The organism is Enterococcus sp. AZ129 (assembly GCF_051714505.1).
Lineage (GTDB): Bacteria > Bacillota > Bacilli > Lactobacillales > Enterococcaceae > Enterococcus > Enterococcus faecalis.
This window is the reverse complement of the sequence record NZ_JBIORY010000003.1, coordinates 1-26,130: the sequence shown is the minus strand read 5'-3', so window position 1 is coordinate 26,130 and position 26,130 is coordinate 1. Positions and strand designations below refer to the sequence as shown.

At 38.3% G+C, this 26,130-nt stretch carries 30 protein-coding genes; 29 read left to right on the top strand and 1 reads right to left on the bottom strand.

Translation table 11 applies throughout. From position 1 onward, the window contains the following. The first annotated feature begins 74 nt into the window (after positions 1–74). From IGJ90_RS14785 to IGJ90_RS14675, 23 genes are all read left to right on the top strand, one after another. Positions 75–1,553 (top strand): glucosaminidase domain-containing protein, encoded by a 1,479-nt coding sequence (locus IGJ90_RS14785; RefSeq protein WP_438768488.1) that lies wholly within the window; start codon positions 75–77, stop codon positions 1,551–1,553. 281 nt (positions 1,554–1,834) lie between these two features. Continuing rightward, the gene (locus tag IGJ90_RS14780; protein WP_438768486.1) at positions 1,835–2,206 is read left to right on the top strand and encodes a hypothetical protein; all 372 of its coding nucleotides are present in this window, start codon (positions 1,835–1,837) and stop codon (positions 2,204–2,206) included. A 3-nt stretch (positions 2,207–2,209) separates the two neighbouring features. Beyond that, positions 2,210–3,064 carry a hypothetical protein gene (locus tag IGJ90_RS14775; protein WP_438768483.1) on the top strand — a complete coding sequence of 285 codons (855 nt, stop codon included), beginning with the start codon at positions 2,210–2,212 and terminating at the stop codon, positions 3,062–3,064. 765 nt (positions 3,065–3,829) lie between these two features. Further along, complete coding sequence (locus tag IGJ90_RS14770; protein WP_431449833.1) at positions 3,830–4,717, top strand: hypothetical protein; 888 nt, start codon at positions 3,830–3,832, stop codon at positions 4,715–4,717. 15 nt (positions 4,718–4,732) lie between these two features. Beyond that, a complete protein-coding gene (locus IGJ90_RS14765) occupies positions 4,733–4,966 on the top strand; it encodes a hypothetical protein (RefSeq protein WP_014862488.1) in 234 nt (77 codons plus the stop codon). Continuing rightward, positions 4,966–5,184, top strand: a complete 219-nt coding sequence (locus tag IGJ90_RS14760; protein WP_070363838.1) for a hypothetical protein — start codon at positions 4,966–4,968, stop codon at positions 5,182–5,184. The genes IGJ90_RS14765 and IGJ90_RS14760 overlap by 1 nt, the downstream gene beginning before the upstream one ends. 43 nt (positions 5,185–5,227) lie before the next feature. Further along, on the top strand, positions 5,228–6,295 hold the full coding sequence (locus tag IGJ90_RS14755; protein WP_438768480.1) for a response regulator: 1,068 nt from the start codon (positions 5,228–5,230) through the stop codon (positions 6,293–6,295). Continuing rightward, entirely contained in the window at positions 6,282–7,910 is a 1,629-nt protein-coding gene (locus tag IGJ90_RS14750) for a hypothetical protein (protein ID WP_438768478.1), read from the top strand. Before IGJ90_RS14755 ends, IGJ90_RS14750 begins: the two co-directional genes overlap by 14 nt. Before the next feature lie 91 nt (positions 7,911–8,001). Beyond that, on the top strand, positions 8,002–8,196 hold the full coding sequence (locus IGJ90_RS14745) for a hypothetical protein (RefSeq protein ID WP_438768476.1): 195 nt from the start codon (positions 8,002–8,004) through the stop codon (positions 8,194–8,196). After that, positions 8,189–9,307, top strand: a complete 1,119-nt coding sequence (locus IGJ90_RS14740) for an ArdC-like ssDNA-binding domain-containing protein (protein WP_438768474.1) — start codon at positions 8,189–8,191, stop codon at positions 9,305–9,307. The genes IGJ90_RS14745 and IGJ90_RS14740 overlap by 8 nt, the downstream gene beginning before the upstream one ends. Before the next feature lie 12 nt (positions 9,308–9,319). Beyond that, on the top strand, positions 9,320–11,680 hold the full coding sequence (locus IGJ90_RS14735) for a VirD4-like conjugal transfer protein, CD1115 family (RefSeq protein ID WP_438768472.1): 2,361 nt from the start codon (positions 9,320–9,322) through the stop codon (positions 11,678–11,680). A gap of 19 nt (positions 11,681–11,699) precedes the next feature. Further along, a complete protein-coding gene (locus IGJ90_RS14730) occupies positions 11,700–13,610 on the top strand; it encodes a pLS20_p028 family conjugation system transmembrane protein (protein ID WP_438768470.1) in 1,911 nt (636 codons plus the stop codon). A gap of 26 nt (positions 13,611–13,636) precedes the next feature. Continuing rightward, entirely contained in the window at positions 13,637–13,918 is a 282-nt protein-coding gene (locus IGJ90_RS14725; protein WP_263306536.1) for a hypothetical protein, read from the top strand. After that, complete coding sequence (locus IGJ90_RS14720) at positions 13,908–14,498, top strand: hypothetical protein (RefSeq protein WP_014862498.1); 591 nt, start codon at positions 13,908–13,910, stop codon at positions 14,496–14,498. The genes IGJ90_RS14725 and IGJ90_RS14720 overlap by 11 nt, the downstream gene beginning before the upstream one ends. Then, positions 14,482–16,428: a type IV secretion system protein VirB4 gene (locus tag IGJ90_RS14715; RefSeq protein WP_431449841.1), complete on the top strand. Its 1,947-nt coding sequence runs from the start codon at positions 14,482–14,484 to the stop codon at positions 16,426–16,428. Before IGJ90_RS14720 ends, IGJ90_RS14715 begins: the two co-directional genes overlap by 17 nt. Beyond that, complete coding sequence (locus IGJ90_RS14710; protein WP_192411308.1) at positions 16,428–17,009, top strand: hypothetical protein; 582 nt, start codon at positions 16,428–16,430, stop codon at positions 17,007–17,009. Before IGJ90_RS14715 ends, IGJ90_RS14710 begins: the two co-directional genes overlap by 1 nt. A gap of 6 nt (positions 17,010–17,015) precedes the next feature. Further along, complete coding sequence (locus IGJ90_RS14705; RefSeq protein WP_438768468.1) at positions 17,016–18,128, top strand: lysozyme family protein; 1,113 nt, start codon at positions 17,016–17,018, stop codon at positions 18,126–18,128. 21 nt (positions 18,129–18,149) lie between these two features. Next, positions 18,150–18,962 carry a hypothetical protein gene (locus IGJ90_RS14700; protein ID WP_438768466.1) on the top strand — a complete coding sequence of 271 codons (813 nt, stop codon included), beginning with the start codon at positions 18,150–18,152 and terminating at the stop codon, positions 18,960–18,962. Between the two features lie 310 nt (positions 18,963–19,272). Further along, the gene (locus IGJ90_RS14695) at positions 19,273–19,539 is read left to right on the top strand and encodes a hypothetical protein (protein ID WP_014862503.1); all 267 of its coding nucleotides are present in this window, start codon (positions 19,273–19,275) and stop codon (positions 19,537–19,539) included. After that, a complete protein-coding gene (locus IGJ90_RS14690; protein ID WP_016616629.1) occupies positions 19,540–19,983 on the top strand; it encodes a hypothetical protein in 444 nt (147 codons plus the stop codon). Then, positions 19,980–21,218 carry a MobP2 family relaxase gene (gene mobP2 / locus IGJ90_RS14685; RefSeq protein ID WP_438768464.1) on the top strand — a complete coding sequence of 413 codons (1,239 nt, stop codon included), beginning with the start codon at positions 19,980–19,982 and terminating at the stop codon, positions 21,216–21,218. The genes IGJ90_RS14690 and mobP2 overlap by 4 nt, the downstream gene beginning before the upstream one ends. A 63-nt stretch (positions 21,219–21,281) precedes the next feature. Continuing rightward, the gene (locus IGJ90_RS14680) at positions 21,282–22,853 is read left to right on the top strand and encodes a DUF3991 domain-containing protein (RefSeq protein WP_438768462.1); all 1,572 of its coding nucleotides are present in this window, start codon (positions 21,282–21,284) and stop codon (positions 22,851–22,853) included. Positions 22,854–23,036: 183 nt separating this feature from the next. Next, entirely contained in the window at positions 23,037–23,123 is an 87-nt protein-coding gene (locus IGJ90_RS14675) for a putative holin-like toxin (protein ID WP_219376566.1), read from the top strand. 181 nt (positions 23,124–23,304) lie between these two features. Here the strand turns inward: IGJ90_RS14675 and IGJ90_RS14670 are convergent, their stop codons facing one another. Continuing rightward, the gene (locus tag IGJ90_RS14670) at positions 23,305–23,529 is read right to left on the bottom strand and encodes a hypothetical protein (RefSeq protein WP_014862507.1); all 225 of its coding nucleotides are present in this window, start codon (positions 23,527–23,529) and stop codon (positions 23,305–23,307) included. A gap of 118 nt (positions 23,530–23,647) precedes the next feature. Between IGJ90_RS14670 and IGJ90_RS14665 the strand changes: the two genes are divergently transcribed. The 6 genes from IGJ90_RS14665 to IGJ90_RS14640 all read left to right on the top strand — a co-directional run bounded on the left by IGJ90_RS14665 (position 23,648) and on the right by IGJ90_RS14640 (position 25,972). Further along, positions 23,648–23,914, top strand: a complete 267-nt coding sequence (locus tag IGJ90_RS14665) for a hypothetical protein (RefSeq protein WP_438768460.1) — start codon at positions 23,648–23,650, stop codon at positions 23,912–23,914. 47 nt (positions 23,915–23,961) lie between these two features. Continuing rightward, complete coding sequence (locus tag IGJ90_RS14660; RefSeq protein WP_438768458.1) at positions 23,962–24,327, top strand: hypothetical protein; 366 nt, start codon at positions 23,962–23,964, stop codon at positions 24,325–24,327. A gap of 24 nt (positions 24,328–24,351) precedes the next feature. Continuing rightward, on the top strand, positions 24,352–24,843 hold the full coding sequence (ssb, locus tag IGJ90_RS14655; protein ID WP_438768456.1) for a single-stranded DNA-binding protein: 492 nt from the start codon (positions 24,352–24,354) through the stop codon (positions 24,841–24,843). A gap of 97 nt (positions 24,844–24,940) precedes the next feature. Continuing rightward, on the top strand, positions 24,941–25,510 hold the full coding sequence (locus tag IGJ90_RS14650) for a thermonuclease family protein (RefSeq protein WP_014862510.1): 570 nt from the start codon (positions 24,941–24,943) through the stop codon (positions 25,508–25,510). A gap of 5 nt (positions 25,511–25,515) precedes the next feature. Then, complete coding sequence (locus IGJ90_RS14645; protein ID WP_438768454.1) at positions 25,516–25,701, top strand: hypothetical protein; 186 nt, start codon at positions 25,516–25,518, stop codon at positions 25,699–25,701. Then, positions 25,694–25,972, top strand: coding sequence for a hypothetical protein (locus IGJ90_RS14640; protein WP_438768452.1), 279 nt, complete (start codon positions 25,694–25,696; stop codon positions 25,970–25,972). The genes IGJ90_RS14645 and IGJ90_RS14640 overlap by 8 nt, the downstream gene beginning before the upstream one ends. The last annotated feature ends 158 nt before the right edge of the window (positions 25,973–26,130 follow it).

Below are 26,130 nucleotides of genomic sequence, written 5' to 3'. Positions count from 1 at the left end.
TAAAAAAGCTTTCACAAACAGATGTATATACTTCTGTTTGGTAAGAAAAAAATGAAATAAATGGAGGAAAAGTCATGAAGAAAACAAGTAAATTATTGTCTGCATTATTAGTTGTTAGCCAAGTGTTCGGCTATACACCAGCAGTTTTTGCAAATGAAGAACCTACGTCGCCGACACTTTCTTCAGAATCTGCGACGGTTCAAGAAGGAAGTACTGGAGGACAAACAGAAGAAACCGTTGATTCTACACCAGAAACAACGCCAGAAGTACCACCAACAGATTCTTCCACGGAGGAACAACCGACTACGCCTGAACAGCCAGTAGAACCAGAAACGCCTACAGTGCCAGATTCAAGCAAACCAGAAACGACACCCGTAGAACCCGAACAAAAACCAGAAGAAAATCAGCCTGTGGAAGAGTCTAAGCCAACGGATTCTACAACGACACAAACACCACAAAAACCAACAGAAACGCCGACGAATCAGCCAAATGTGTCCACTCAATCTGGTGTTTCTACTAATACAGAAACAAGCACCACAAATCAAGAAACAGCAGCACCTGTTGTAGACGAAGTCAAAGAATACCACCAAGCTCCATCAGCGCCTATTCAAGAGTTAGTACCAGAAAGTACGCTTTCTTCAGATGGAACAATTCACTTTGAAAAAAATGAAAGTGTAGAACAATTTATTCAAAAAATTGGAGAAGCAGCTAGAAAAGTGGGGCAAGAAAATGATTTGTATGCTTCTGTTATGATTGCACAGGCGATTTTAGAATCTGCTAGTGGTCAAAGTTTACTATCAAAAGCACCAAACTATAATTTATTTGGCATTAAAGGCACACATAACGGAAAAGGGGTCTCTTTTGCGACACAAGAGGATTTAGGCAATGGAACACTTTATACTACCCAAGCAACCTTTAGACAATATCAGAGCTACGAGGAGAGCCTAAAAGATTATGCGAAACTGTTAAAAGAAGGCTTGGCAGGGAACGCTTCTTTTTATGAAGGTGTCTGGAAAAGTAAAGCGAAAACCTATCAAGAAGCAACTCAGTATTTGACAGGACGTTATGCGACAGATAGTCAGTACAATCAGAAATTAAACGGCTTAATTGAAACCTACGACTTAACCATGTATGATCATCCGAAAGCAACAGTAGAAATGACAGGATCTGATTTTCCAGCGTATAACGGGGAAAACTATGATACGTCTAATAGTTACGCGTGGGGAAATTGTACGCAATATGTCTATAATCGAATCACGCAATTAGGCAAACACATTGATTTAACCATGGGAAATGGAAAAGATTGGGGCGTGACTGGCCAAGCTCGAGGTTATGAAGTGAGTCGCACACCACAAGCTGGAACAGCTGTTTCCTTTCCTGCAGGCGTGTTAGGTGCAGACCCAGTTTATGGTCATGTCGCATTTGTAGAAAAAGTGAATCAAGACGGTTCAATTTACATTTCAGAAATGAATGTACAAGGCTTAAACGTCGTATCTACTCGTACAATTGCAGCAACTCAAACAAGTATGTTGAGTTATATCATGCCCAAATAAAGAAACAGAGAAAAGCAGACAATGTGTCTGCTTTTCTTTTGTTTCTACGAGAAAGGATTTTGAAAAACTAGACCAAGTAGACCCTTATGATATTATGTTTGGATTGGGGAATTTAAAGTATATTGATTATGAACATAGTACAATTGAAGAAATCGCTCAAGCAATTGAAAAAAGATGAATTAAGTCAACACTAGCTACTAACAAATGGGATGTTAGTAGTTTTTTGTTATTCAAAATTACAAAAATAATAAGAAGAAAAGTAGAAGGGAGAAACTCAAACAATGAACCATTTTTTATTGGTATTGCTACTACCGATATCAACGGTATTATCATTGACATTAAGTAGTTTCATGGGGGAAAAATTTAGAGAACGTCGACTATTGGAAGAATCTAAAAATCATTTAAAAGAACAACAGAAGCATTCAGAAAAGCTAGAAGAACAACTATCAAGTGGATTTTCACAGGTAGAAGATCCTCAACTCGGTTTATTGACTGACAAACAAAAAGCAATTCAAGAGTCGTTGGATTTTTTAAAGCAGCTCAACGATGAAATACAACGAGTTCAACTAGAAAATGAAGAATTACGTTCACAAAATCGTGCGTTGCGACAAGCAAACAGTCACTCTGTAGAATTTGTGAAGGAAGAAGGTTAACAAATGAAAAATGATGTTAAAAAAATGTTCAACGAGTTAAAAAGGGAAATGAAAGAAACGAAAAATAAATGTGTAGCAACCCTAACAAGTTCTGCATTTTATCGCGTGCAATTGATGAATCTTATTTATTTTATTAGATATCGTGCAATGATAGTTTGTCTATTGTATGCTTTGAATTTTATTCTACTTTGTTATGAATTAGACAAAAGTCTTGGATTATCTAAACAACAGCTGTTTACTGCTGTAGTCACCACGTTAAGTAGTTTTTTACTTATTTGGTTTTTTGGCCATTTTGTAGGTTTGTTATGGGACATATCTAACTCAGATTATAAAAGAGAGAGATTCTGTCATTTAGTAAAATTTTTTATTAGCTATAGTTGTGTATTGAGAGTTTATTCCGCTTGGCAAAAACAAATTCCGAATATCCAAACATTTGATGATATTCCAAGGGAATTTGATGTTACCTTCCTTTCCAATTTAGTAACGTTTCTTTTAAGTAGCCTTGCAATTTATCTTTTTTGGAAAAGAGCAAGGAACTATTTAGCTGTTATTACAGATTACAGAGAAAAAAGAGATGCTGCTTCTATTCCTAAACGTATTCAAGATCAAGTTATTTTATTTGATTATGCTGGGCAGATTTTTGTTCCAGTTGGTTTTAAAATCGTTGAACATGAGAGCGAAATACAACCTGCCTATATAGAAGGACAATCTTCTCATATTCATATAGGAAAATATCTAAAAGAAACATTTGTTATTGTGAAATTGAAGTGGTCAATTATCGAACCGAAAAGTTTATCGGTGCAAGAATGTGTGCTTGAAACTGATTCATCATTCACTTTAGAAGAAGCTAGTGAATGAGAATAAAAAGAAAAGAGGTATTTAAAAAGTGAAAAGCTAATAGTTTCTAAAACAAGAAGCTTCTGAGTAAAGGAAATAAAAAAGAGAAGCAATCATGACTGATTGCTTCAACAGCGTTTTAGAAAATAGTTTCTAATTTTTTTTTTTTTGAGGTAAGTATGTTATTTATATAACATATTTTTTTTTTAAATTCAATAAAAAATACCAGTCTTTTAGACTGGCAGTCGTAAATTCGATGCGTTGAATTTACTAAGGATTACACTATATGTTTGAGTTTACTGGCTTAACTACTTTATATCAAAAATTTAAAAATTTTTCAATAAAAAATTCACTGCCTCAATAAATGTAGTTGAGACAGTGAAAAATGTGATGGTAGTTAATACAAAGTTAATTATTATTATATAAAAAAAAGAGGAACAGTCAATATAAAAAATACCCAGCCAATCGACCACTGATTGACGGGGTATTTTTATAAATAATTAGACTATTAAACCAGAAAGAAACGCCCGCTAGTTTCCGCTAACGGGCGTTCGAGTGTGACAAAGAATCGCCATTCTTTCTTCATTTATACCATAAGTTTATTTGTTATTTCAAGCAAAAAAAGAAAAATGTCCAGTACCGCAAATACTGGACTTTAAAGGAGTTTGTTTAGTGACAACACCATAAAGATTGGTGATATTTATAACTATTTTATAACATAAAGCAATTTTTGAAGCAAGTAGTTTTTACTTGCTTTTTTTGTTGCTTTGAAAGGGGGTGAAAGGAATGGTTGGAGAAGAACAAACCTTGCATCACTTGTTGTGTACGGTATTAACCAATACGTATGAGGACGCAACGCCTTATTTGGATTTTACTGTTTCTATTGTCCCAAAGGAATTAAAAAGTAAGCAGGCCCAATATGTACCGAATGACCGAAAAATTGAATTGTTTACTCTTACGCAGTCTCCTGAAGCTACGGTATTAACGCTATTACGAGAATTGACACGTCATGTGTTGTTCATGGATGAAGGAGAGCTGAAACAAAAAGACGCGTTTTATGAACGATTCTTTTTGTTGGTGAGTACGGCTATGGCGATGGATTTGTTGACAGAAGACACACTGCTTATCCATGCAGTGAAAGAATATGATCAACTAGTGGAACGATTTGGTGAGGTTTCTTCGTGGGAGTTGCCCAATCAAACGACAAACAATGGTTTTACCGTCCATGTAACGAATAGTTACGAGGCACGAATGCTATTAAAAAATCGAAGTTACCGCTACTTTACGTTAGGTAAAGCTTGGGAAAAGGAATTTTCAACAAAGCAAGAAGCGGAACAAGAAGCAGCCTTTCTAAAGCAACAGTTTCCAATGAGTCAAATAAGTGTTTTGCGACCCGTTGAAGCACTTTTGTGTATGCATTACTATATCGGCGTTTCAGGAGGGTTTCATTGCAAACAAGCCCTTTACCAAGCAGGCTATATCTGGCAAGGCTATGGTCGAAAAAGAGAATGGGTGAAAAAAGTTCCTGTCGGTCAATATAACGAGGAATTAGCATTTTTACATGAGTTGCGCTTGATTGGCCAACGATTTACCCCGACATTTGGAAGTGAACGTCAGGAAAAGAAACAACAAGCGAAGCAATTAAAACGAAATAAACGAAAAGTAAGTTATTAGGAGGCACTTAAACAAATGAAAATTACACAAACCGAATTAAACAATCGGCGAAAATTAGCAAAAGCAATCATGGCAGCAAAAAAAGAAGACCATGATACGTGGTTGGGGGAATTGTATCAACAATATATCTCCACGAACCAAGACACGTTGACAGAAGCGTTAGCGATGATGACCAAACAAACACAAGCGGAAAAAACGCAAGGGTCTTTTTATTCTAATCATAAAAATCATGGAGGAGGACAAGCTTAATGGAACGAATTCAAACAGTTTTAACTTTTCTTATCGGTGGTTTTTCAGGTCTTGTGGGTTCTTGGGCAACGTTACAGATTTTAATGGCGGCTTGGAATATTATGCGTAAAAATCAACGAAAAGTAGAAGAAGCCAAAGAACATATAGAACACATTGTATTAGGAATTTGTATTGCTGTAGCGGGAGCAGCGATTGTTTCTTGGTTAATGAGCGCGTAACGGAGGAGAATTTATGTATGTTCAGATAACAGGAGGGAGGAAGGTGAAGACACTTCTCCCTTCTAAAAGAAAACGATTAACGGTGAAAGAAGCCAACTTGCTTTTGCAAAAGTTAGAAACGTTTGCAGAAGATACTGGAAAAAAAGATACGATCCGATTAACCATTATGGAAGACAAAGACATTCTTTTTCGGGATGACTGTGTAATAGGAGAAGGTCATTCACGCAACCTTCTTTTAGTTGTCCAACATACATTTACCACGTTACACAAACGGACAGATTCTGCCGAATGCCAAGAGCTGTTAGCTAGTATCCAACAAGCATTAGAAGCGCCAGATACTTTAGAAGAACCAAAAAAACGAGAGAAAAAACAAAAGGAAAAAAGGAATCGTAAGCCCGCAGTGAACGCGTCAAAGCGTTCTTTTTCTTTGCCAACCTTTTCAGTAAGAAGTACCCAAGGAATAATCCTAGGGGTACTTCTTCTCGTTTTTCTTGGAATAGGTGGTTTTTGGGTAAGTTCTTTTTCAAAGCAAGACGTACAAAGCAAGCCAACCTATGAACAATTGTTAAAAGAAGAAAAATATGCGGAAGCAGCTGTTGCCTTTCCTGATAAACGGGAAGCCATTGAACAATATTTAGTGGAACAACAAGCGTTTCAGGAGTTGAAAACATTTAATGCGCAATTTCCCACTGATGAGGGAACCTTTGATTTGGCTTTCTACCAAAAAGAATGGAAAAAGGTCATTCAAACTGAAGGGTCAGAATTAAATACGGATCGAAAAGTAATGTTGGCCTATGCGTATATTCAACTGGATCAATTAGAAGAAGCAGAAATCTTGAATAAAACTTTAAAAAGTACCCAATTAGCCACAGAATTAAAAAAAGCTTGGACAAAAAAAGCCATTCGAGCGATTCGAAAAGAAGCATTTTCAGAAGCTGAATCAATCAATAAGCGCTTGAAAAGTGAAGAAATAAAGGAATTGATCGAGACGGGAAAAACATGTCAAGAAATGATCGCTCTTTATCGGGAAAAGAAAGATTCAGAAAATGAAAAACTGTGGAAACAACGTTTAACACAATTAGGAGAGGAGCTTTATTATGAAAATGAATAAGCCAATTTTTGACAAGGAGTTATTAAAAAACAAGAAATTATTAGGTATTGTAGCCGCTGTGACGGTTTGTACGGGAACTGTCGGTTATGCGACTTACCAAGCATTTACCCCACCAAAGCAGCAAGCAACTGAAAAATTTTCTGGAGAGGAAGAAAAAGAAACTGATTCTTGGATTATTCCTGAAGATCGCCGAAAAAAATCAAGTATTACGACTAAAAAAAGTCAAGCAAAGAAAAACAAAACAACCACAGACGTTTCAATGGATGTTTTTGAACGGTTTGGCTTGGTAGAAACAGCGAAAGATTCAGACAATAAAGGAACAACGAAGTCCTCCTTATCGCCGAAAGAACTGGTCGCTGTTGCACAATCAATCAAAGACAAGGAAGCAACAAAACAACCAACAATTCTTGATCAAGTATTGCAACAACCAGCAATTTTTAAACCAGAAAAATCTCCGCAAAAACCAGTAACGGATAATACACAAACAAAACCAAGCGAAGAAACGGACAAACCAGTTGTTCCATTGCCACCTGTTCAACCAGAAACACCGCAAGAACCAACGCCACAACCTGATCCGCAGCCACCAGTAGCGATTGTGGATTATCAAGTATTGGAACGCTTAGTTGAAAATGCGGGAGGCTTACCAGCTTCTGCTTATATGACAGCTTCTTATCAAGCGATGCAAAACCAACTGAAGGTAGCTAAAACTATGTTAGAAGAACGTCAAGCAACGCAAGCTCAAGTGAATGCACAAGTAGAAGCCTTACAAGCAGCCATTGATCAATTGGTACTACGAGGCAATTTTTCTGATTTAGAGCAGTTGGTCGCACAAGTGAAGCTCATTCAACGAGAAAACTATACGACAGAAAGTGCCCAACGCTTAGATCAAGCGTATGAACAAGCAACAGCGTTGATTCAGGAAGGTGAAGCGACACAAGAACGTATTGATGAAGCATTAAATCAGTTGAATCAAGCGATTATGCACTTAGTAGAACGTGGAGAAAAAGCAGCGCTTCAAGCGATTGTTGAGCAAGCTAAAGGCATTGATCGTGCGTTGTATACAGCTGAAAGTTTACAAATATTAGACGAAGCGGTAGGTCAAGCACAACAAGTCTTGCAATTTGGGGATGCTACACAAGCCCAAGTGGACGAAAGTGTTCAATTGGTTCAAGCAGCGTTAGCTCAATTACAAACGATTGGTGAACCAGATTATAGTCTATTACAGTTGACTCGTTTGATTGAAGTTTGCGAACAAATGGATTTAACCGAGTATACGGAACAATCAGTAGCGGTATTTACAGCAGAATTGGCTAGAGCGAAAGCCTTTGTTTCTAGTGGTGAAGTAACAGAAGAAGCAGCACAAGCACAATTAGCAGCTTTACAACAAGCCAAAGAGCAATTGGTAAAGAAAACAGATAAGACCGTCTTAACACAGCTGATTCAAGAAGTTACTCAGTTAGAAGCTTCAAACTATACGTCGGATAGTTGGTCAATATTGGCTCAAGCGTTGCAAACAGCCAATCAAGTAATGGCAGATCCACAAGCAACACAAGAACAAGTAAATGACGCAGTAAGTGCGCTACAACATGCGAAAGCGGCATTAGTAGAGGTATAACATGAACTACACATTGTAATGAATAAAAGAGTCCTTGCCTATTTGCAGGGACTTTTTTTGTATCTAAAAATAACGTTTTTAGGAGGAACAAATGAATAAAAATAAGCTAGTTCGAATCACAAAGGTGGAGCCTAATCGGCTATACGCGAAAGATTTAGAAACAAAAGAAGAATTAACGTTGGAAGTAGACGAAGTGATTTCGGAAGATTTCCAACGAATACTAAAAGAAAAACATCAATTTGGCGAAGGGGTCTTTATGACTAGAGAGGAGTTTCTAAATGGCTAAGTGGCAAAAACGGACAAAAGAAGAAATTGAACAAGAAGTCCAACAAATGACTGAAAAAAGCTTGACCTACATTCAAAACCATACCAAAACAATTGAAGATCAATTAGAGTTATTGCGGTTTATGGATCGTTTCTATGAGTATTCTTTTCGGAATCAAGCATTGATTCAGGCGCAATTTGAAGGTGCTCAGGCAGTAGGAAGCTTTGCCTTTTTCAAAAAAATGGGCTTCTCTGTTCAACGAGGCGAGAAAGGGATTCGTATTTTAAAACCCAATATTTTTGAATACATTAAAGGAGAAAATGGGCAATGTATTCCTTTATCGAAAGCCACCAAAGAACAAAAAGAAAAGATTCAAACAGGAGAATTAACGAAACATAGTATTTATTCGTTTTCGCCAACAACTGTATTTGATATTACGCAAACCAATGCGAAACCTGAGGATTATCCTAAGCTGTTTCCTAATAAACGGTTTGCCTTTTCAATAGAAAAAACAACTGATTTAGCTGCTTTAAAACAATCGTTGATCCATGTTTCAGAAAAAATGCAGGTACCTATTCGTACGCCGCAAACGTCTCGTCTGGGTTTTCGGGAGTTGGGTTTGGCTAAAGGCGTTTTTGCGACAAGTATAGACGGTAAACAAAAAGAAATTGTACTCAATCCAAGAAACACGCCAACAGAAGAAGTGGCTACTTTGATACATGAATTGGCCCATGCGCAATTACATGATCGTACGCGACAAAATGAGCCGAATTCGTACTGGTCCACCAAACAAGTAACGGCGCAAACGACCAATATCAAGGAATTACAAGCAGAAATGGTGTCATATGTTGTTTCGAGTCATTATGGGATAGATACGAAAGAACATGCGATTCCTTACATTGCTAACTGGACGAAAAATGGCCAAATGTTTTATGAGGAAAACGCAGAAGAACAAGTGGCTATTTTAGGAGATATTCAAAAAACATGTAAACAATTTATACAAGAAATTGATCAACAGTACGAAAAAAGCTTAGCCAAGACCAATGAACAAGAAAAAACACAGGCCCCCTCTAGTACACGAAAAGAACCTGCACCGACCGCTAAAAAGAGGACGCAAGGTCTTGGTCGTTAAGGAGGGAGATTCATGCATAAGAAATATAAACAATGGAAAGTGTTTCTTTCCCATCCTTTGGTGATTGCTTTTGTTGGTGTAGTCTCTTATTTTGCATTGCTTATAGGATTAAATGTTCTCACAAAGCTTCTTTATGTAGGCTTATTTGCGTTAGTTACGGTAAAAAATCAAGGAATATCGCCAGAACTGATGGAAAACGGGCCGTCTATTGGGCAACAATTAGGGACCTATCTCTTACAAACGTCTCCGTTACAACCGGCTCCTTTATTCGGTGCGTACATGCGCTTTTTCCCACTAGCAGTTTTGGTTATTTGGTTATTGCTTGTACCAAAAAAACTATACCAAATGCGGATTGCTTATCGGGATTTAAACAAAGGCACAAAAGGGGTTGCTCGATGGACAACCTTTAAAGAAATGCTTGAACAATATCCAATCGTGGCGTTGAATGAGGAAGAATATGAAGGAGAAAGTGGGATTCCCGTCCTTCATTTTAATTTGTCCCCTGTGAAGTATCTTTTCTGGAAACTTAAAGGATTTTCACTGCCTTTTTGTTCAAATGGGTATGTATTTATAGACAGAAATAAAACCAACGCATGGGTAGACGCAGGAACACAATCAGGAAAAACAGAAATGTATACTTATCCTACGCTAGACCTGATTATGCGCGCAAAAATAAAAGATTCAGCGATTATCACTGACTTAAAGGGGAATATGATTAAAAATACCAAAGCAGAGTTTGAGCGTTTTGGCTATGATGTTTGGTGTTTAAATTTAGTGAAGCCAAAGTATTCAATGGGTTATAATCCACTAGAATTAATCAAAAAAGCGTATTGGGAAGGCGATTATGATACTGCTGAGTTGTTATGTAATTCGTTATCTTATTCTATTTATCATAATGATAAATCTAATACGGATCCAATTTGGGAAGAGTCGTCTATTGCGTTAGTGAATGCATTGATTTTAGCAGTATGTTTCATTTGTAAAGAGAACAACGAACCTGAGAAAGTTACTATGTATACCGTTTCGGTTATGTTAAGTGAATTGGGCCAAGATCCAGACGAAAATGGTATGACGTCTTTGGACGCATTTTTCAGCGATTTAGAGCCAACGAATCCCGCGAAGCTTCAATATTCTTTGATTAAATTTTCTCAAGGAGTTACTCGTTCTGGTATTTATGTAGGAACAATGGGAAAATTAAAGAATTTTACATTTAATAGCATTGCTCGTTTAACGGCAAAAAGTGATTTTGATTTTGAGCAATTGGCGTATGGGGAAAAACCAGTGGCGTTGTTTATTGTTTATCCAGACTACGACGACTCCAATTATGCGTTAATTTCCACTTTCTTGACACAAATGAATTTTGTATTGGCGAAATGTGCGACCTTATCTAGAGAATCTAAATTGCCACGTAGAGTAAAAAGTGTCTTGGAAGAGGTAGCCAATTTTCCAGCTGTACCAGGCTTAGAACGCCATATGAATGTTGGATTAGAGCGTGGCATGATTTATTATTTGATCACCCAATCAATGGTACAATTAGACAAAAACTATGGAAAAGAAGGTGCCCGTGCCTTGTTAAATGCGTGTGGAAATAAGATTTATATTATGGGTGACGGAGAAGACGATGCGAAGTATTTCTGTAGTATGTTAGGGGAAACAACGGTTATTTCTACTAGCCGACATGGGGATCCATTAAGCATGGATAAAAGTTATGGTGAATCAGAAGACGGACGTGAATTGTTAAAAGAAGAAGAGCTACGATTATTGAAGCCTGGAGAATGGATTGTTTATCGGACGAAAATGCGTAGAGACTTAAAAGGGAATGGCGTTGAGCCACGACCGATTCGAGCGTGTGAAGTAGAGGGAACCAAAATGTTGCACCGCTATGAGTATTTAAATCCTCGGTTTGATCACAAAATGACTTTTGAGGAATTACATGGAGAACCAAGTCCACATGCGTATCTTTGCATGGAGGAGCTAATTATCGACTTTAAGATTGATACAGTTGATATAGAAGATACAGGGGTTTATACAAAAGATCCGCAACCAAAAATTTCTCATGATGAAATAGAAGAGCCAAGGGAGGTGGAAGAAGTGGAGTATATACATGGGACAACAGAAGAAACGTTGCCAGAAGAAGAAGTTTCTACCATGATTGAAGAGTTAGAACCTATTCATGACACGTTTACCTTATTAACCAACGTGTTCAGTGAGGATCAATTAACCTTGATGCGCGCCATTGTTCAACGTTCCGTGGAAGAAGACCAATACGATCGTTTTCTTTCTTTAGATACAGTGGAAGAAGTAGAAAATTGGTTGATTTATTTCGATATTCCTGAGGTTCAAGAACTATTTTACAGTATGGTAGAACGCTAGGAAGGAGGAATAGGAATCGATGTCCAATGAAGAAATCATTGCTCGATTGTTAGAGTTTGACCCGTTATTGAATATCGAAAAATTTTGGGTCAGCGCTTTTCGAGATATCTCATTCAATCTATTGCTTGGTATAAAAGGGTTTGTGGATGCTTTAGGTGAAGGTGTGTCCCAAATGTATCAATTGATGAATTTTTGGGACAGTCAAGCAGTTAGAAATTTTATTGATCCGTATCGTCCGGTAGTCATTTCGTTAATGACGTTGGCGATGTTGTGGATCGCCTTTCGCTTAATCGGTGACCCGAAAAAAGACAAACAAAAAATCGTGAATAATATATTGATGGCAATTCTAATGTTTGTAGGATTGCCTTTTTTTATGGGCAAAGCGGGAGAATTGGTTTCAGCTGGTCGAGAAGGACTACAACAGCCTTCCGAAGCCACGTTACAGATCTTTAAAGACAATATTACGGATTTGTATACCATTGACAAACAAGGGTGGCAATATCCAACCAATGATGTAGGTGTAAATGATATTCAAAAAGTACAAAATTTAAACCTATTGGATATATCTGAAAAAGTAGATACCGATTTACATTTGTTTAAAGAATCGCCACTATCGAAAGAGGGAAAAGAAACTTTAACGAAGAAAGTACTAGAAGTAAATGGTGAAGCCAAACTTGCCAAAATGAAAGGCATCACAAAGTGGGACGAGTATTATTACCGTTATTCTTGGCACCCTTGGTATATCTTATTAGAACTGCTTGCTTACGGGCTTGTTTTAGTGTTTACCATTTTTAAAACAGGAAAAATTTGTTATGAAATTGGTGTTATGCGGGTGTTGGGTTATGGTGTGACACTGACGGATTTAGAGAATGGCCAACGAAACAAGACCTTATTGTTTAAAATCAGAGATTCGTTTATTGTTTTGTACTTGCTTTCTGTTTTATTGAACATTTTTGTTTTGTATATGACTACGGTAAAAGAACTGTCGTTAGAAAAACCATGGGATATCATTGCGATTCTTGCTGGTGCAATGGCCGCTATTGATGGTCCAAATATTGTAGAACAGTTATTTGGCATTGATGCAGGCTTAAGTTCTGTAGGAAGAAGCTTAGTTGGCTTTACACAGAGCAGTATGGCCGCAACTAGCGCAGGAAAAGCCATGGCAAGTGGCGTATCTAAATCTATGCAGACGGCAAAATCTGTTGGAGGAAAAGCTATACGAGGCGCAACGAATACTGGTGCAGGTTTAGGCGGTTTATTGAAAGGCTTTAAAGGAGGTCCTCTTCCAGAAGACGGTGCTTCCACAGGGCCAAAAGCTAAACCTGAAAAGACTACTCAAACAAATGGCACAAAAGACAACCCACCAACAGCAGGAAACAAAGAAAACACAGAACCTAATCATTCGCCAGAACCAAAGACCAATCTTTCTGCGAATGGCTTTGGGGAAGAGGGGACACCTTCAGGAGGCAATGGTGAACAATCTACACCACCAATGATTACGGATCCTAAAGAAGCGGCTAATTTACTAAATGATTTAACTGGAGCCAAACCAGATTCTACAGGGACACCTCCGAAACTAGGAGAAGGAGCTGGAAAAGCAACACCGGCAAATGATTTCTCCAAAAATGGAGTGAAAAAACAAGTTTCGGTTTCTCCAGGACATTTAGCTGCGTATCAAGCAGGCAATTTAGCTGAACAACCAGAACCGAAGGCTAATCCAGCGACCTTACCAATGGCTGCTAAAGAGGCAAGAGCAAGATTGGAAAGAGATTTATCTACACCAAGCTCTGACGATACATTCAAAGACGCTATGGTAGATAAATACATTTCTACACGCCAAAATCTTGCACAAACCAAACTGGTACGTGGTGGCGTACGAAGTTATGAATTAGGAAAAAATACAGGAGAGAAATGGAGAGATAAACCATGAGAAGACAAATTCCTGTGCCAAAACGATTGATTGAAAAAGAAAAATACAATCAAAAATTAAGCTTAAAAGACGCTCTTCTTGCGGTTTTAGCTATTCCTTTTGGCTTTTTACTGTCTACCTTTTTTGTAGGAATATTCAAAGTGATTGTGCTGATTTTGTTTCCAATAACGGTTTATTTTTTGATTAGTCCGTCTGAAGTACACAACAAAAAGAATTTTCAGGTGATTCTCCGCGCGTTTTATAAAACACGCGGGGTCTATCACCCTATTCACCCACCAAAAGAAGAGGAGGAAAACCATGGGAATTGATGCGATTGCAGAACGAAAGAAAAAACAAACCCGAGAAGCAAAGAAAAATCAAAAGCGGATTTTGGAATTAACGAAATTGTATCCCGTTGCAGGCATGACACCAGAAGGGTACATCAAGTTAAGAAATAGTTACCGGGAATTGTATGCAGAAATTACAGTGCCTAAAAAGTATGATTTGGATTATCTAACTTATGATGAACTAGATTACATTGAAGAGAATGCGTGGGAATTTATGCGGGAATACAAACGTTCCGTCAAAGAAGTGTATATGAATTTCCCTGAACGAAATCAAACGCAACAACAATATTATAAAAAAATGATTGATTCAACGACAGATCCCGTTCATTTACGACTCTTACACACGGAATTAGAAAAATTAAAGTGGTTAGAAAAAAATGTGATGCGATTCACCTCATTTACGTGGTTTTTCGGAGATACCATCAAAGAGTTAGAAAATAATTTAAGCAAAATTAAGAAGTACAAAGTATATGACTATCAGGTAATTTCTGAACAAGATAAAGTGTTGGTCTTACAACTAATGAATAATACGGGAGGGATTCGACTTGTGGAAGAAGAATAAACAGATAAAAGATCGAACAGAACATACCCAACAAACACGAAGAGATCTTCAGTTGATTTATGATACGCAACCAAAAGGTGGCGTATCTACTGCTCATGAGTTTTTCTTACGTTTTGGGGATAGTTACAATACGTGTATTCATGTGGTGGATCGCCCCACGTTGTTTACAGATACCTGGATTAAAAATTTAGTAATGCCACATACGTTGTTAATTGTAGATTATTATACGCCTGAAGACAAAGACTATAAAAAAGCAATTTCTGATTCTGTCAGTGAAATTGCCTCTCAAAGACGACGTGCCCCTAATCAAACTACAGCGGATGATTTAGCGGCAGAAGAGCAAATTTCACGGGAATGGTCTTTGGCATTGAGTCAAACAGGAGAACAAATCAAACAAGTTCATTTACGAATTTTTGTGTATGATGCCACATTAGAAGGGCTAGAAAAGCGCGTCAATACGATTATGCAGACTTTGGGTAGTGATGGGTATACAGGAACGGTATTCATGGATGAAAACGACGATGAATACCGTTCGATGTTTTTACCAATTCATGAACAAGAAAAACTATCTAATTCCAGGGAAAGTTTGCCTTTGCCTGGTGAAGTCATGGGGTTAGGTTTTTCTCATAACCAAACAGCGTTAAATGACCGACGAGGGCGCTATTATGGTACGACGTTTTCTGGTGGAACGGTGTACATTGATTTTTTTGCGAAAACAGACAAACGCACTTACTACAATGTGTTTTTATCTGGAGATATGGGCGCGGGAAAATCAACGCTATTAAAAGCGATGTTATTTGATCGCGCAATGCGTGGTGATTTGATTCGTATTTTTGGCACAACGAAGGAAGCCAATGCGTTGGTTCGCTTGTTTCAGGGCGCAGTCGTTAATTTAGATGGCACAGACGGCATGATTAATATGTATCAAGTATTTCCAACGGTCGTCCGTGAGGACGGCACGGTGGACGAAAAAGCGTCTTTTCAGCAACATATTTCAAAAGCAGGAATTAAGTATCGTATGTTTAACAAAGAAGCGAAAGAGGACGTAGTAACCCTTTATACGAATACTCTCCATGATTTTTATGAAGACATTGGGTTGATTGGAGAACGACAAACACAACCTGTCACGTCGCTTCCAGTGGAAGAATATCCTATTTTAAGTGACGTGATCGCTTATTTTGAAAAACGAAAGGAAGAAGAAAGTGATCCAGAGTATCAAAGCTATTATTCAAGTATTCTTCTTTCGTTAACCAAATTAAGAAAGCAGTATGGCAACATGTTTAATGGTCATACGACGTTTAAAGATTTAAGCAATGTGCAGGTTGTTTGTTATAACACGAATACTTTGGGACAGCTTTCAGGAGAAATTCAAGATTTACAAATGTACAATGCCATTGACCAAACGCATGAAGCGTGTATGCGTCAAGGGTTGAAAGAATTTGATTTGTATAACGAACGGATAAAAACAATGAATTCAGAAGAAGCCCTTGATTTGGCTCGGCATTTTGTGATAGCGGTAGACGAGTGCCACAATTGGATCAATACAACGAAGTCCTATGTTACACGGTTCTTTATGACCATGATGTCTGAAGCACGGAAGTTGTTTGGAGGCATTTGGTTAGCGACCCAACGCTTGGAGCGAATGTTTCCAAATATGGATCAGGTGTCAGACAAAGACATGGCAGAAGCTGCGAATGATATTTCGCAATTGTATGGGTTGTGTCAGTATCGTTTCTTATTGAAACATAGTCAAGTTTCTTTAAAGATTATTCGAGAATTGTTTGGAGATAGTATTTCCGAACTTCAATATGAGTTGTTGCCGAATTTAAAGGTTGGACAAGGACTTCTCTGTATTGATGGCGCAGAAAATTTATTAATGACGACTGAACGTACGCAAGAAGAAATACTTCTCTTTGGAGGTGGTGCGTAATGAAACAGCCAAAAGAATTTCGGGTGTTTATTGCGTGCTTTTTTGTCGTGTTTTTACTTATAGGCATGGTTTCGCTTTTCTTCCGTAATGAAGGAAAAGGCGACGTTGAAGAATATGTTCTTTCTTCCACCATGAAAGAAGATGCTTCAACGATTAACCGTTCGTCTGAGTCAATGGAAACGTCGTCCTCCTCAGTAGAAAAAGAGCCTTCTAAACGTGCTGTAGACCAAGCCAATTGGAATGCGTCGTCTTTGGATACGATTAGTAAATTAGAAGCGCTAGGCACGCAATTTATCGTTTCATTAATGAACCCAGACGTGAAAAAAGACCCAGCAATTAAAGCCATCACAAGCGAATCTGTTCAGAAACAATTGGCTTCTGGACAGATTCCTCTTTATCAGTTTATTCAAAACATAGAGAAGGAAGAAGTGGTTCATTATGGGGCAAAAGAGCAATTGATTTACTCCTTTATGAGTGTAGATAAACAGAATCGAGGCGTATTAATGACTGGAAAATTATTGTTTGGCCAAAGTGGGAATGACTGGAAAATCGAAGAGGTTTCTTTTGAAGAAAAGAGGTAATGCCTAGTGAAAAAACTCCTAAAGCATAAGTTATTATGTTGGCTTCTTCCTGGTAGTTTTTTTCTCACGATCGCTATTTTTTTCACGGTGATACTTCTTGCGACAGGTGCTTTGTTTTTAGCGCAAGCAGACAGTGCAAGTAGCGGACAAGGAGGAAATGTTTCAGGGGTTTTGGGGAATCAAAACCTTAGTCCAGAAGTGTTGGCAAAAAAAGCCATCGTTGAAAAATATGCCAAAGAGGAAAACATTTCTGAAGAAGTCCCCGTCTTATTGGCCATCATGATGGTGGAGTCTGGAGGGAAAGAACCTGACCCTATGCAGAGTAGTGAGTCGGCAGGCTTGCCTCAGTTTGCGTTGGCAGATTCTGAGTCGTCGATACGACAAGGGGTTCGGTATTACAAGCAGTGCTTGAACCAAGCGCGAGCGTTAGGCAATGACCGTTGGACGGCTGTTCAATCGTACAACTTCGGGAGTAATTACAATGTGTTTGTTTCTCAAAATGGCAAGAAGCACTCGACAGAATTGGCGGATAAATATTCGTTAACGGTGGTGGCGCCGTCTTTAGGAAATACCACTGGAGCAAGATACACCTACAATGATCCAATCGCTGTTGCGTACAATGGTGGGTACCTCTATTTGAATGGCGGGAACTTCTTTTATTGTGACAAGGTAAAACGCTATGTGACGTCGCAACAACAAGAAGGAAGTACAGGTGCGATTAATACGCTTGATGGTGTTTTAGGTCAAACTTTGAACAATGGAGAGTGTTACGGGCTCACGGCTTACTATGTCACACAATTAGGTGGTCCGCAATTGATGGGATCCAATAAATGGTATGCCTCACAGATAGGAACAGACTATGATTGGGCTGCCTATGGGTGGGAAGTTATCTTGAATCCTAGCTACAATGACGTGCGTGCCGGAGACGTTATTAATTTTGGTCAAGGTGGGTATGCCCCACAAGTTTATGGCCATACCGGTGTGGTAGCCAGCGTTGACGGAAACGGTCAACTTACCATCTATGAACAGAACGCAGAGCAGGGGCGTGTAGCTGTAAAATACACGCGTCATTGGGGAAAAGAATACCCAATTGTAACGAGTCTGGTGCGTAAAAAATAATGTGTGAGAGGAGGAGAAACCATGATTCCAGAACTGTCATTAAAGGATGGACGTGTAAAAAAATATCGGCGAATGGGTGGAGTCCTTTTAACGATTTTTTTTGTTTTGTTTGGTAGTTTATTTTTCTATTCAGGCAATGAAAAAGACAAAGGAGTAAAGATTGGAGAGGACATTGAACAAGGGCAAAATGTGGTTCAGTTAGTGGAAGCCAACTACTACGAAGACCAAGAGCTTCTACAGCTAGGTGTGTACTTTAAGGTCAACAAAATTGACCCGCTAGACCCTATTCAACCCGTCGTCCAAAAGACTAAAAACATGTTGAGTAAGCTAGACGTCAAGGTGGAAAAAATCACAGACGATTACTATCAACTGTTTGTAAAATCCGTAAAAAAAGATAGAGATTTTGTCCTTGCGGTGATGTATACAAAGAGTGAACAGAAGAGTTTGATTAGTGGCTCTGAGTTCTTTCCAGTCTCTATAAAAAGGGCGAACCATCAGAAGAAATTCCAGCCAAAAACAGAAGAGGCTTACTTGAAAACCTTGTATGTTTTTCTAGAAAAAGAAGCACAGAAAGAAGTTAAAAAATCGGAAGCGACGATCCAAAAAGCAAGGCAAGATATTAAAATTTTAGAAGTAGCCAATCAAGAAATGAAAGAGCACCTCTCCCTCAAAACAAGTGAGCAACGAACGACGGACGAAGGGAAAATTTCTCAGAACCAATCCAAGATTCGTTCGTTGACTCAGAGCATAGAGGAAGAGCAAAAACGAGTGGAGGAACAGGAAAAAATGATGGTTCAGTACCAAAAATTAGCTGAAAAATTGAAAGAAAAATAAAGAAAATTAAGGGAAATCAGCCGGCTAATGTAAGGTTTTAGCCGACTGGTCGGCTAGAATTGCTATTTAGACGGCTAGAGCCAGTCGGCTAGAAGGGCATTTCAGCCGATTTTCACGAAAAAATTGATATCACGCTAAAACCAAACCGCACTGCGGTTTATATCAATTTTGATATCAGGTTCCCCTTATGCTCTTACAAAGAGTCTGTGCACTTGTGGCCAAGCCCACAGACTCTCTGTAACGCGATAGCAGGAAGCTCCGCTTCCTCTATCGTGCTTCGCTTGATATTTTGAACGAAAGGAAGACACTTATGGCAGATATTTTATTAAGGAAGCTCTCAAAAAAAACGGTGGCGGGTCTGGACGACCTAGCGACAAAAAAAGGCGTCAGCCGAGAAGCTTACGCAAAGACTGTGCTTGCCTCTCACGTGGCAGGCGCCGAGTTCACCGGCGAACGTTTGGAGTGGGAGGCGCTGGTCAAAAACCACGAGCGGGTTTTGTCTGAAGCGTTGCGTATCATTCAACAACAGGATGCGGTCATTGATCGCTTCCTCAAAGAATTTGGGGAGGGTGTGTAAATGGAAGAACGTGTCCGCTTTGAAGCGAAATTTATACCTGAGACACATGCGTTTGCTATTGAGTTTTATTCAAAGCTATTGGAAGAAGATAAAGAGAAAACAAAAGCAGATATCTTGCAGGACTTATGCATGGAACTGACTGAACTGCGCGAAGAGGTTGCAACGATGCAAGAGCTGCGTGAGGCAATTCTTGCAGACGTAAAAAAAGAGCTGGACCCGATACGTATTCGGACAGGATACATCGATAAAAATACGCGTGTGCTGATGGAGATCGAGAATGGTCGGTTAATCAAAGAGGGAATTTCTTCTCTAGGTGGTATGAGTGACTTGGTAGCTAAGCCAATGAAGCAGGCAATCCAACGAGTGAGTGATGAGATTGCTGCGTATCGAACGAAGAAGTTAAACCGTGAACGATACAAGGGACCACAGGAGGGGAATGAATGACCGAGAAGAAACGACCTGGTGTGGTCTTTGCGTTTCAATATGTCACAGGAAAAGCAGAAACCTTTAAAACGTATGTGGATTATTTGGACCGAGACGAGGCTGTTCGTAATGAACACTTTGAGAAATTCAATGCCGCAACCAAAGACAAAGATGGGTACTTAGAATACATGGGCAACCCTGAAAAAAGCGATGGTCTGTTCACTGCGAATAAAGATCAATTAACTACCAAAGAACGGCGATCGATTAAAGAAGTCTTTCAACAGGCACAAGAGAAAGACTCGGTTATGTGGCAAGGGGTGGTGTCGTTTGACAATGACTGGTTAGCCCACTATGGTTTTTGGAATCCTCGGACAAAGCAGTTACAAGCAGACGATATAAAAAATGCGTTTCGACATATGATGAAAGAAACGTTAGTGGAAGAACAGTTGGCAGACTCGGCGAATTGGGCGGCTTCTATTCATTACAATACTGATAACATTCATATCCATTTTGCGATTGTAGAACCAGCACCAACACGCCCCTATGGGATTTATACGAATCGAAAAACAGGAGAAACGTATCAGGCTAGAAAGGGGAGCTGGCACAAAAAGACCTTGGACCATGTGCGAAGTCGTATGGTGAGTAATCTCTTAGACCGTGATCAATCGTTAGCAAAAATTTCTACTTTAATACGGAAAGAAATTACAGGTCCTGGTTATTCGTGGAAAGCAGCGTTACGAGAAGAACCGTATCGTCAATTGTATACACAAATTTATGATCGCTTGCCAAACGATCGACGTTTATGGAAGTACAACAATCACGTATTACGAGAAGCGCGTCCGTTCATTGATCAATACATTGAGCGGTACTTGTCGGAGTATCAACCTTATTTAGTTTCGCAATTAGACCAACAGTTACAAGAAGAAATGGATGTTCGGGAACGAGCATACGGAACAGGGGATATAGAGTACAAACGAATTCTGGATTATCGGAAAAATAAATATCATGAGTTGTATACGCGGTTAGGAAATTCCTTATTGCGAGATATGAAGGAACAAGACCAGGAACGAAAGAAGCGTGCCCCTCGTCAGTATGAAACGAATCAAGAGGAGTGGGAGAAAACCACTAAGCAAAAACCGTTAGTGAGTCAGAAGCAACTAAATAAAATCAAGCGGGGATTAGATAGACAGGTTGAACATGCCCGGAACCAACGAATCTATCAACAATTACTCCGTGAACAAGAAAATAGTCGATAAAAAGCACAGCGTAAGGCATATACGCTGTGCTTTTTGTGTATGAAAATTAAAGGAGGAAGACCGATGCCAACATTTACGGAATTGAAGGAAAAAGCGAAACAAGTGTCGATTGTCGACTTTGCCCGAGCCCAAGGAGTAGAAATTATTGACTTAGGGAACAAGTGGGCAACGGATGCTGCACATGATAGCTTACGTATTAATAAGTTCACCAATCAGTGGTGGCAAAATTCAGTGGTCAATTCAGACGGTAAGACGCTGGGCGGAGATACGATTTCTTTTGCGCAACATTATTTACAGTTAGGTTCGTTTAAAGAGTGTGTGGCGCTATTAACACAAACAGAATTTCCAAAAGCCACTATCAAAGAAGAGAAAAAAGAACCGTTTCGTTATTATTTCAAACACGCACCATCAACAGAACAAGTAGAGAACTATTTAATCAACAAGCGGGGATTGGATGAAGAGATTGTCCGGGGACTAATAAAAAAAGGAATGATTCAACAAGACGTGTTAGGCCAAGCCATTTTTGTTTGGAATGATGCAGGAAGACGCGTAGGTGCCACTGTTCAAGGCATTGCACCAGATAAGAATGAGCCACGAGGCGTAGTAAAGAAAATTGCTAAAAATTCGCAAAAACACTTTGGCTTTAATGTGACGATTGGTAAAAACCCAGATAGGATTTTATTTTTTGAAGCGCCTATCGATGCTTTGTCGTATTGGTCGTTAAATAAAGACCGATTAAAAGATTGTATGTTGTTCTGTTTAGACGGTCGGCACGGCATGAATATTGAAACGGTTGTATCTGCGATGAAATACATGAAAGAAACCAAAGGAACGCGACCGACGGCAGGTGTTTATTTTGGTCTGGATAATGATCCAACAGGTCATGAGTTTTGGGATCGAATGAGTCACTATGAACATTTTCATTCTCTTATTCCTTTAGACCATTGGATATTAAAAGAAAACATTCAACATTACCAAGCGGCTTCAGCTGCCGTAAATGGTGCGGTGGATTGGGAGTTGATTGCAGGAGTTCATAAAGCGTTGACGAATATGTCTAATAAAACGACAGTGGGCAATGGATGGAACTATCGTGGGTATTATGCGGCAAAAGATCCAGAAAAAAGAAATGATCATGAGATAGACGTGCGCGCAGCTTCTATACAGGTAGCAAAAGCGTTGAATGAGTCTCGTAATCCAAACACAGGCTATATCGACCTTCAAGCCTTTTTAAGAAAGCCACAACTAGAAATAACAGACGAAGCGTTACGTCGCCTAGAATCGAAAATAACCACGTATCATACACAATATAAAGAGGAACGTTACAAGCCGATGGATGTCATTTATAAGGATTGGAATGATATTTTAAAAGTTCGAACAGCACGGAGTGTTGAACAAAAATTACTGGAAGAAAGTTATGAGCGAAAAGACGGAGAACACTTAGAAGTAACGATGCAGCAAAAAGAAGGGAAACAGACGGTTGTGGCAACCCGCAAACGGTTTGAACAGACCGTTGGATTTTATGAGGCAGAGTCAGCGCATGAAATGGCCTTCTTAATTAAAAATTACGGGTATCAAGCAGTAGATAAACAAGACCAAAGAAAATATGCGAAAGCAAAAGAAATGGCTCGCGTGTAAATTTAACGACCACTCAACCTAGAAACCATTGAGTGGTCGTTAAACACTGTAGAAGCGAGTGTTTTTCTGTAAAAAAAGATATGGTATACTAGCTTAGTAGAAAAGTGAAAAGATGGTGGCTAATCTCTTGAATAAAGGGGTGATGCCTATGGTTCATAGCTTTATCCCTAGAAGGGAGTAAGCATGTCTGTATTTGAAGCATTATCGCTAATGATTGCATTTGCAACGTTAGTTTTGCTGATTATAGATCATACGAACACAAAAAAATAACCATCTTCTAACACTTTAGCAGGTCGTTAAGATGGTTAAAAAACTATTTTTTCGATAGCTACCGTCTTTTTAACGGTTCTACACTAGAGAGTTGTGTTAGCGCACAGCTCTCTTTTCATGTATATTTTAGCATATCTATAGGATAAATACTAGTGAGGAACCTTTATCATATAAAGGTTCTTTATTTTTTCTTTGTTTTAGCATACTCTTCTAAATCAGATCTTTTATATAAACGTATTTTTGCAGGTCCAGCTCCTTCATTTTCATAAAAAGGCGTAATGTATTTTAAGCGAACAGATTGTTCAAACCCTTTAACGGATTGTCCGGTAATTTCTGCACCTTTATGTTTATCTACTAAGTTTTTATATATCCATTCTTGAATTTCTTTTTCATACAGCGTATTCATAATATCCCTCCTTTTTAACTATAGCATAAGTACTATAGAAAAATCAATTTATAGTTGTAAGACTATAGTTGATATGCTATAATACAATCATAAAGAAAACAGAGGAGAGAACGAAAAAATGCTTACAAAAGAAGAAAAAAACAAACTCAAAAACATGGTAAAAGAAAATAAAACCTTTCATTATGCTTATGTTGATAGGTTAAGACAAGAAGTTCGATTTTACGTGAATCAATGCGGATCTGTCAGTAAAGCTAAAGAAAGTATGGAAATATTAACATTTCTCTATAGTTTATTCTCTGAGAAGGAATTACCTAAATGGTACACTACAACCGACTTTGAACATGATAAAAAAGCAATTGAACGATTGGAACAGTGGGCAGCGTAGCTGCTCCTTTCCAATGATAAAAGGAGTCAGTGAGGGGAGGAATTTCTATGGAAATAATCCGTTTATTTTTTGAGAATCTATATGATTTGATTAGTGCAGGGATTGATTTTCTATTGTCGTTGGTTATTCGTATTGTTGGTTGGCCGATTCTACATGTGATGAAAGGGCTTAGTCAAACGCATGGATTAGAAAGAGTTTGTTATTTTCTGGCGTTTATTAGCTTATGTGCGCTTCTTTTGACGGCATTTTGTTATTTTTGGATATATTTTGTACCAATACTTATTTTTTTCGTGCCTCTTTTATCTGTATTGATAAAAGGATTACTTACAATAGCAGTCGTTATTATTGTGTATTTGTTGATTAAAAAGCAATGTTTGCGACTATATCAGAAATTTATTCATGCAGTAAAGTAAATAAAAAGAAAGAAGGAACAATAAATGATAAATAATGTGACATTGATTGGTAGAGCAACGAAAGAGCCTGATTTACGCTATACAGCTAGTGGAATAGCTGTTGCAACGTTTACTTTAGCTGTAAATCGTAATTATAAAAACCAAAATGGTGATCGTGAAGCAGACTTTATCAACTGTGTGATTTGGCGTAAGCCGGCAGAGACATTTGCGAACTATGTTAGAAAAGGCACGTTGGTTGGAATAGTAGGAAGAATTCAAACTCGATTTTATGAGAACCAACAAGGTCAGCGTGTTTATGTAACTGAAGTAATCGTGGAAAGTTTTCAGTTGTTAGAATCACGTTCTCAAGCAGAAGAAAGAGAACAAAAACAAAGAACGTCAACGAATCAGAATCCACCTATGAATGATACTGTAGACAATATAGGCAACCATTCTTCAGCAGTTAATCCAATGCCAAATGATGACCCATTTGATGGAAATCCAATAAATATTTCAGATGATGACTTACCGTTCTGAGAGCTTTGTTAAGTAATGTTTTATGAAAATATAAATAGTCTTGCTCTATGTTTAAATAAAGCAAGCATAGAGCAAGAATTTATAGAAAGGATAAAAAATGAGGAAACGACTAAATAAAATAAGCTTCTTTTTTGTTTCTTTTCTTAGCTTTCTTTTATTGACGGGCTGTAGCACACAAGAAATAATCGGTGGATTAACGCAAGAACTACACCAATCGATACAACAAATCGAGCAAAAACAAACTTCTTCAGAAAGAGTAGCTGTAGATTTTGTTAGACATGTAGACGGTGATACAAGCGTGTTTCTTGTAAATGGCAAGGAACAAAAAGTTAGATATTTATTAATAGATACCCCTGAAACAGTTAAACCAAATACACCTGTTCAACCATTTGGTAAAGAGGCGAGTAACAGAACAAAAACATTGTTGAGTAATGCGAAAGAAATCCAACTAGAATTTGATGAAGCAAATAAAACAGATCGCTATGGTCGATTATTGGCGTATGTGTTTGTGGATGGTCAGTTATTGCAGGAAACCTTAGTAAGTGAAGGTTTAGCAAAAGTTGCTTACGTAAAAAATAAAGAAGCAAAATACTTAGAACAGTTAGAAGAAAAACAAGCATTAGCGCAGCAACAACATTTAGGTATATGGAGTAATAGGAAGGAATGATATAAATGTCAGACATCCCTTTATCTGAAGTAAAAACGTATGGCGAATTGGCTGAATGGTTGAATGCGCATCAGATATTTGTACGTTGGGATACTTCTTTTGAGGCTGATAAGCTGATTTCTGAAGGAGAGCTACAAAGTTGGATGAAGTTTGTAAAAACTATATCTGGAGGGGATAAAAGTAATGAATAAGAAAAAGGTACTTGTTCGCAACAAGTACCGAAAACAAAGGGATCAAAATAAAAAAGCTAACTATATTTTACTGAAAAAAGGACGTGAATACAAGATGAATAAACGATTGGTGGTCGCAATGATTTTATGTGGTATGTTAATGCAATTTTTGCCGTTGTTGATTAAATTAGTTATTTTCTTTTTGTTATTTATCTATTTGTTTACTACTTGGGATGAGTATAAATATCAATGTTCAGTGAGGGAAAGAAGGGTACAAAATGTCCAAAAATAATTCAGGTCCACATGTGAACCTAACAGCTCCACATGTGGAGGAAAAAGCACGAATTGATTGTTTAGTTTCTCGAGAAGTAAAAGAGATGTGGGAAGAAATTGTGGCAAAAGATAAAGAGATGAGCGAAAAGCGCTATTATCCTGCATATACATTAGAAC

Excerpts from the sequence above, each read along its gene's own strand:
- IGJ90_RS14670 (WP_014862507.1), bottom strand. The coding sequence starts at position 23,529 with ATGAATACGCTGTATGAAAAAGAAATTCAAGAATGGATATATAAAAAC.
- IGJ90_RS14665 (WP_438768460.1), top strand. The coding sequence starts at position 23,648 with ATGCTTACAAAAGAAGAAAAAAACAAACTCAAAAACATGGTAAAAGAA.
- IGJ90_RS14720 (WP_014862498.1), top strand. The coding sequence starts at position 13,908 with ATGGGAATTGATGCGATTGCAGAACGAAAGAAAAAACAAACCCGAGAA.
- IGJ90_RS14645 (WP_438768454.1), top strand. The coding sequence starts at position 25,516 with ATGTCAGACATCCCTTTATCTGAAGTAAAAACGTATGGCGAATTGGCT.
- IGJ90_RS14710 (WP_192411308.1), top strand. The coding sequence starts at position 16,428 with ATGAAACAGCCAAAAGAATTTCGGGTGTTTATTGCGTGCTTTTTTGTC.
- ssb (WP_438768456.1), top strand. The coding sequence starts at position 24,352 with ATGATAAATAATGTGACATTGATTGGTAGAGCAACGAAAGAGCCTGAT.
- IGJ90_RS14750 (WP_438768478.1), top strand. The coding sequence starts at position 6,282 with ATGAAAATGAATAAGCCAATTTTTGACAAGGAGTTATTAAAAAACAAG.
- IGJ90_RS14680 (WP_438768462.1), top strand. The coding sequence starts at position 21,282 with ATGCCAACATTTACGGAATTGAAGGAAAAAGCGAAACAAGTGTCGATT.
- IGJ90_RS14745 (WP_438768476.1), top strand. The coding sequence starts at position 8,002 with ATGAATAAAAATAAGCTAGTTCGAATCACAAAGGTGGAGCCTAATCGG.
- IGJ90_RS14690 (WP_016616629.1), top strand. The coding sequence starts at position 19,540 with ATGGAAGAACGTGTCCGCTTTGAAGCGAAATTTATACCTGAGACACAT.
- IGJ90_RS14640 (WP_438768452.1), top strand. The coding sequence starts at position 25,694 with ATGAATAAGAAAAAGGTACTTGTTCGCAACAAGTACCGAAAACAAAGG.
- IGJ90_RS14695 (WP_014862503.1), top strand. The coding sequence starts at position 19,273 with ATGGCAGATATTTTATTAAGGAAGCTCTCAAAAAAAACGGTGGCGGGT.
- IGJ90_RS14660 (WP_438768458.1), top strand. The coding sequence starts at position 23,962 with ATGGAAATAATCCGTTTATTTTTTGAGAATCTATATGATTTGATTAGT.
- IGJ90_RS14735 (WP_438768472.1), top strand. The coding sequence starts at position 9,320 with ATGCATAAGAAATATAAACAATGGAAAGTGTTTCTTTCCCATCCTTTG.
- IGJ90_RS14770 (WP_431449833.1), top strand. The coding sequence starts at position 3,830 with ATGGTTGGAGAAGAACAAACCTTGCATCACTTGTTGTGTACGGTATTA.
- IGJ90_RS14740 (WP_438768474.1), top strand. The coding sequence starts at position 8,189 with ATGGCTAAGTGGCAAAAACGGACAAAAGAAGAAATTGAACAAGAAGTC.
- IGJ90_RS14780 (WP_438768486.1), top strand. The coding sequence starts at position 1,835 with ATGAACCATTTTTTATTGGTATTGCTACTACCGATATCAACGGTATTA.
- IGJ90_RS14675 (WP_219376566.1), top strand. The coding sequence starts at position 23,037 with ATGTCTGTATTTGAAGCATTATCGCTAATGATTGCATTTGCAACGTTA.
- IGJ90_RS14730 (WP_438768470.1), top strand. The coding sequence starts at position 11,700 with ATGTCCAATGAAGAAATCATTGCTCGATTGTTAGAGTTTGACCCGTTA.
- IGJ90_RS14650 (WP_014862510.1), top strand. The coding sequence starts at position 24,941 with ATGAGGAAACGACTAAATAAAATAAGCTTCTTTTTTGTTTCTTTTCTT.
- IGJ90_RS14775 (WP_438768483.1), top strand. The coding sequence starts at position 2,210 with ATGAAAAATGATGTTAAAAAAATGTTCAACGAGTTAAAAAGGGAAATG.
- IGJ90_RS14760 (WP_070363838.1), top strand. The coding sequence starts at position 4,966 with ATGGAACGAATTCAAACAGTTTTAACTTTTCTTATCGGTGGTTTTTCA.
- IGJ90_RS14785 (WP_438768488.1), top strand. The coding sequence starts at position 75 with ATGAAGAAAACAAGTAAATTATTGTCTGCATTATTAGTTGTTAGCCAA.
- mobP2 (WP_438768464.1), top strand. The coding sequence starts at position 19,980 with ATGACCGAGAAGAAACGACCTGGTGTGGTCTTTGCGTTTCAATATGTC.
- IGJ90_RS14765 (WP_014862488.1), top strand. The coding sequence starts at position 4,733 with ATGAAAATTACACAAACCGAATTAAACAATCGGCGAAAATTAGCAAAA.
- IGJ90_RS14700 (WP_438768466.1), top strand. The coding sequence starts at position 18,150 with ATGATTCCAGAACTGTCATTAAAGGATGGACGTGTAAAAAAATATCGG.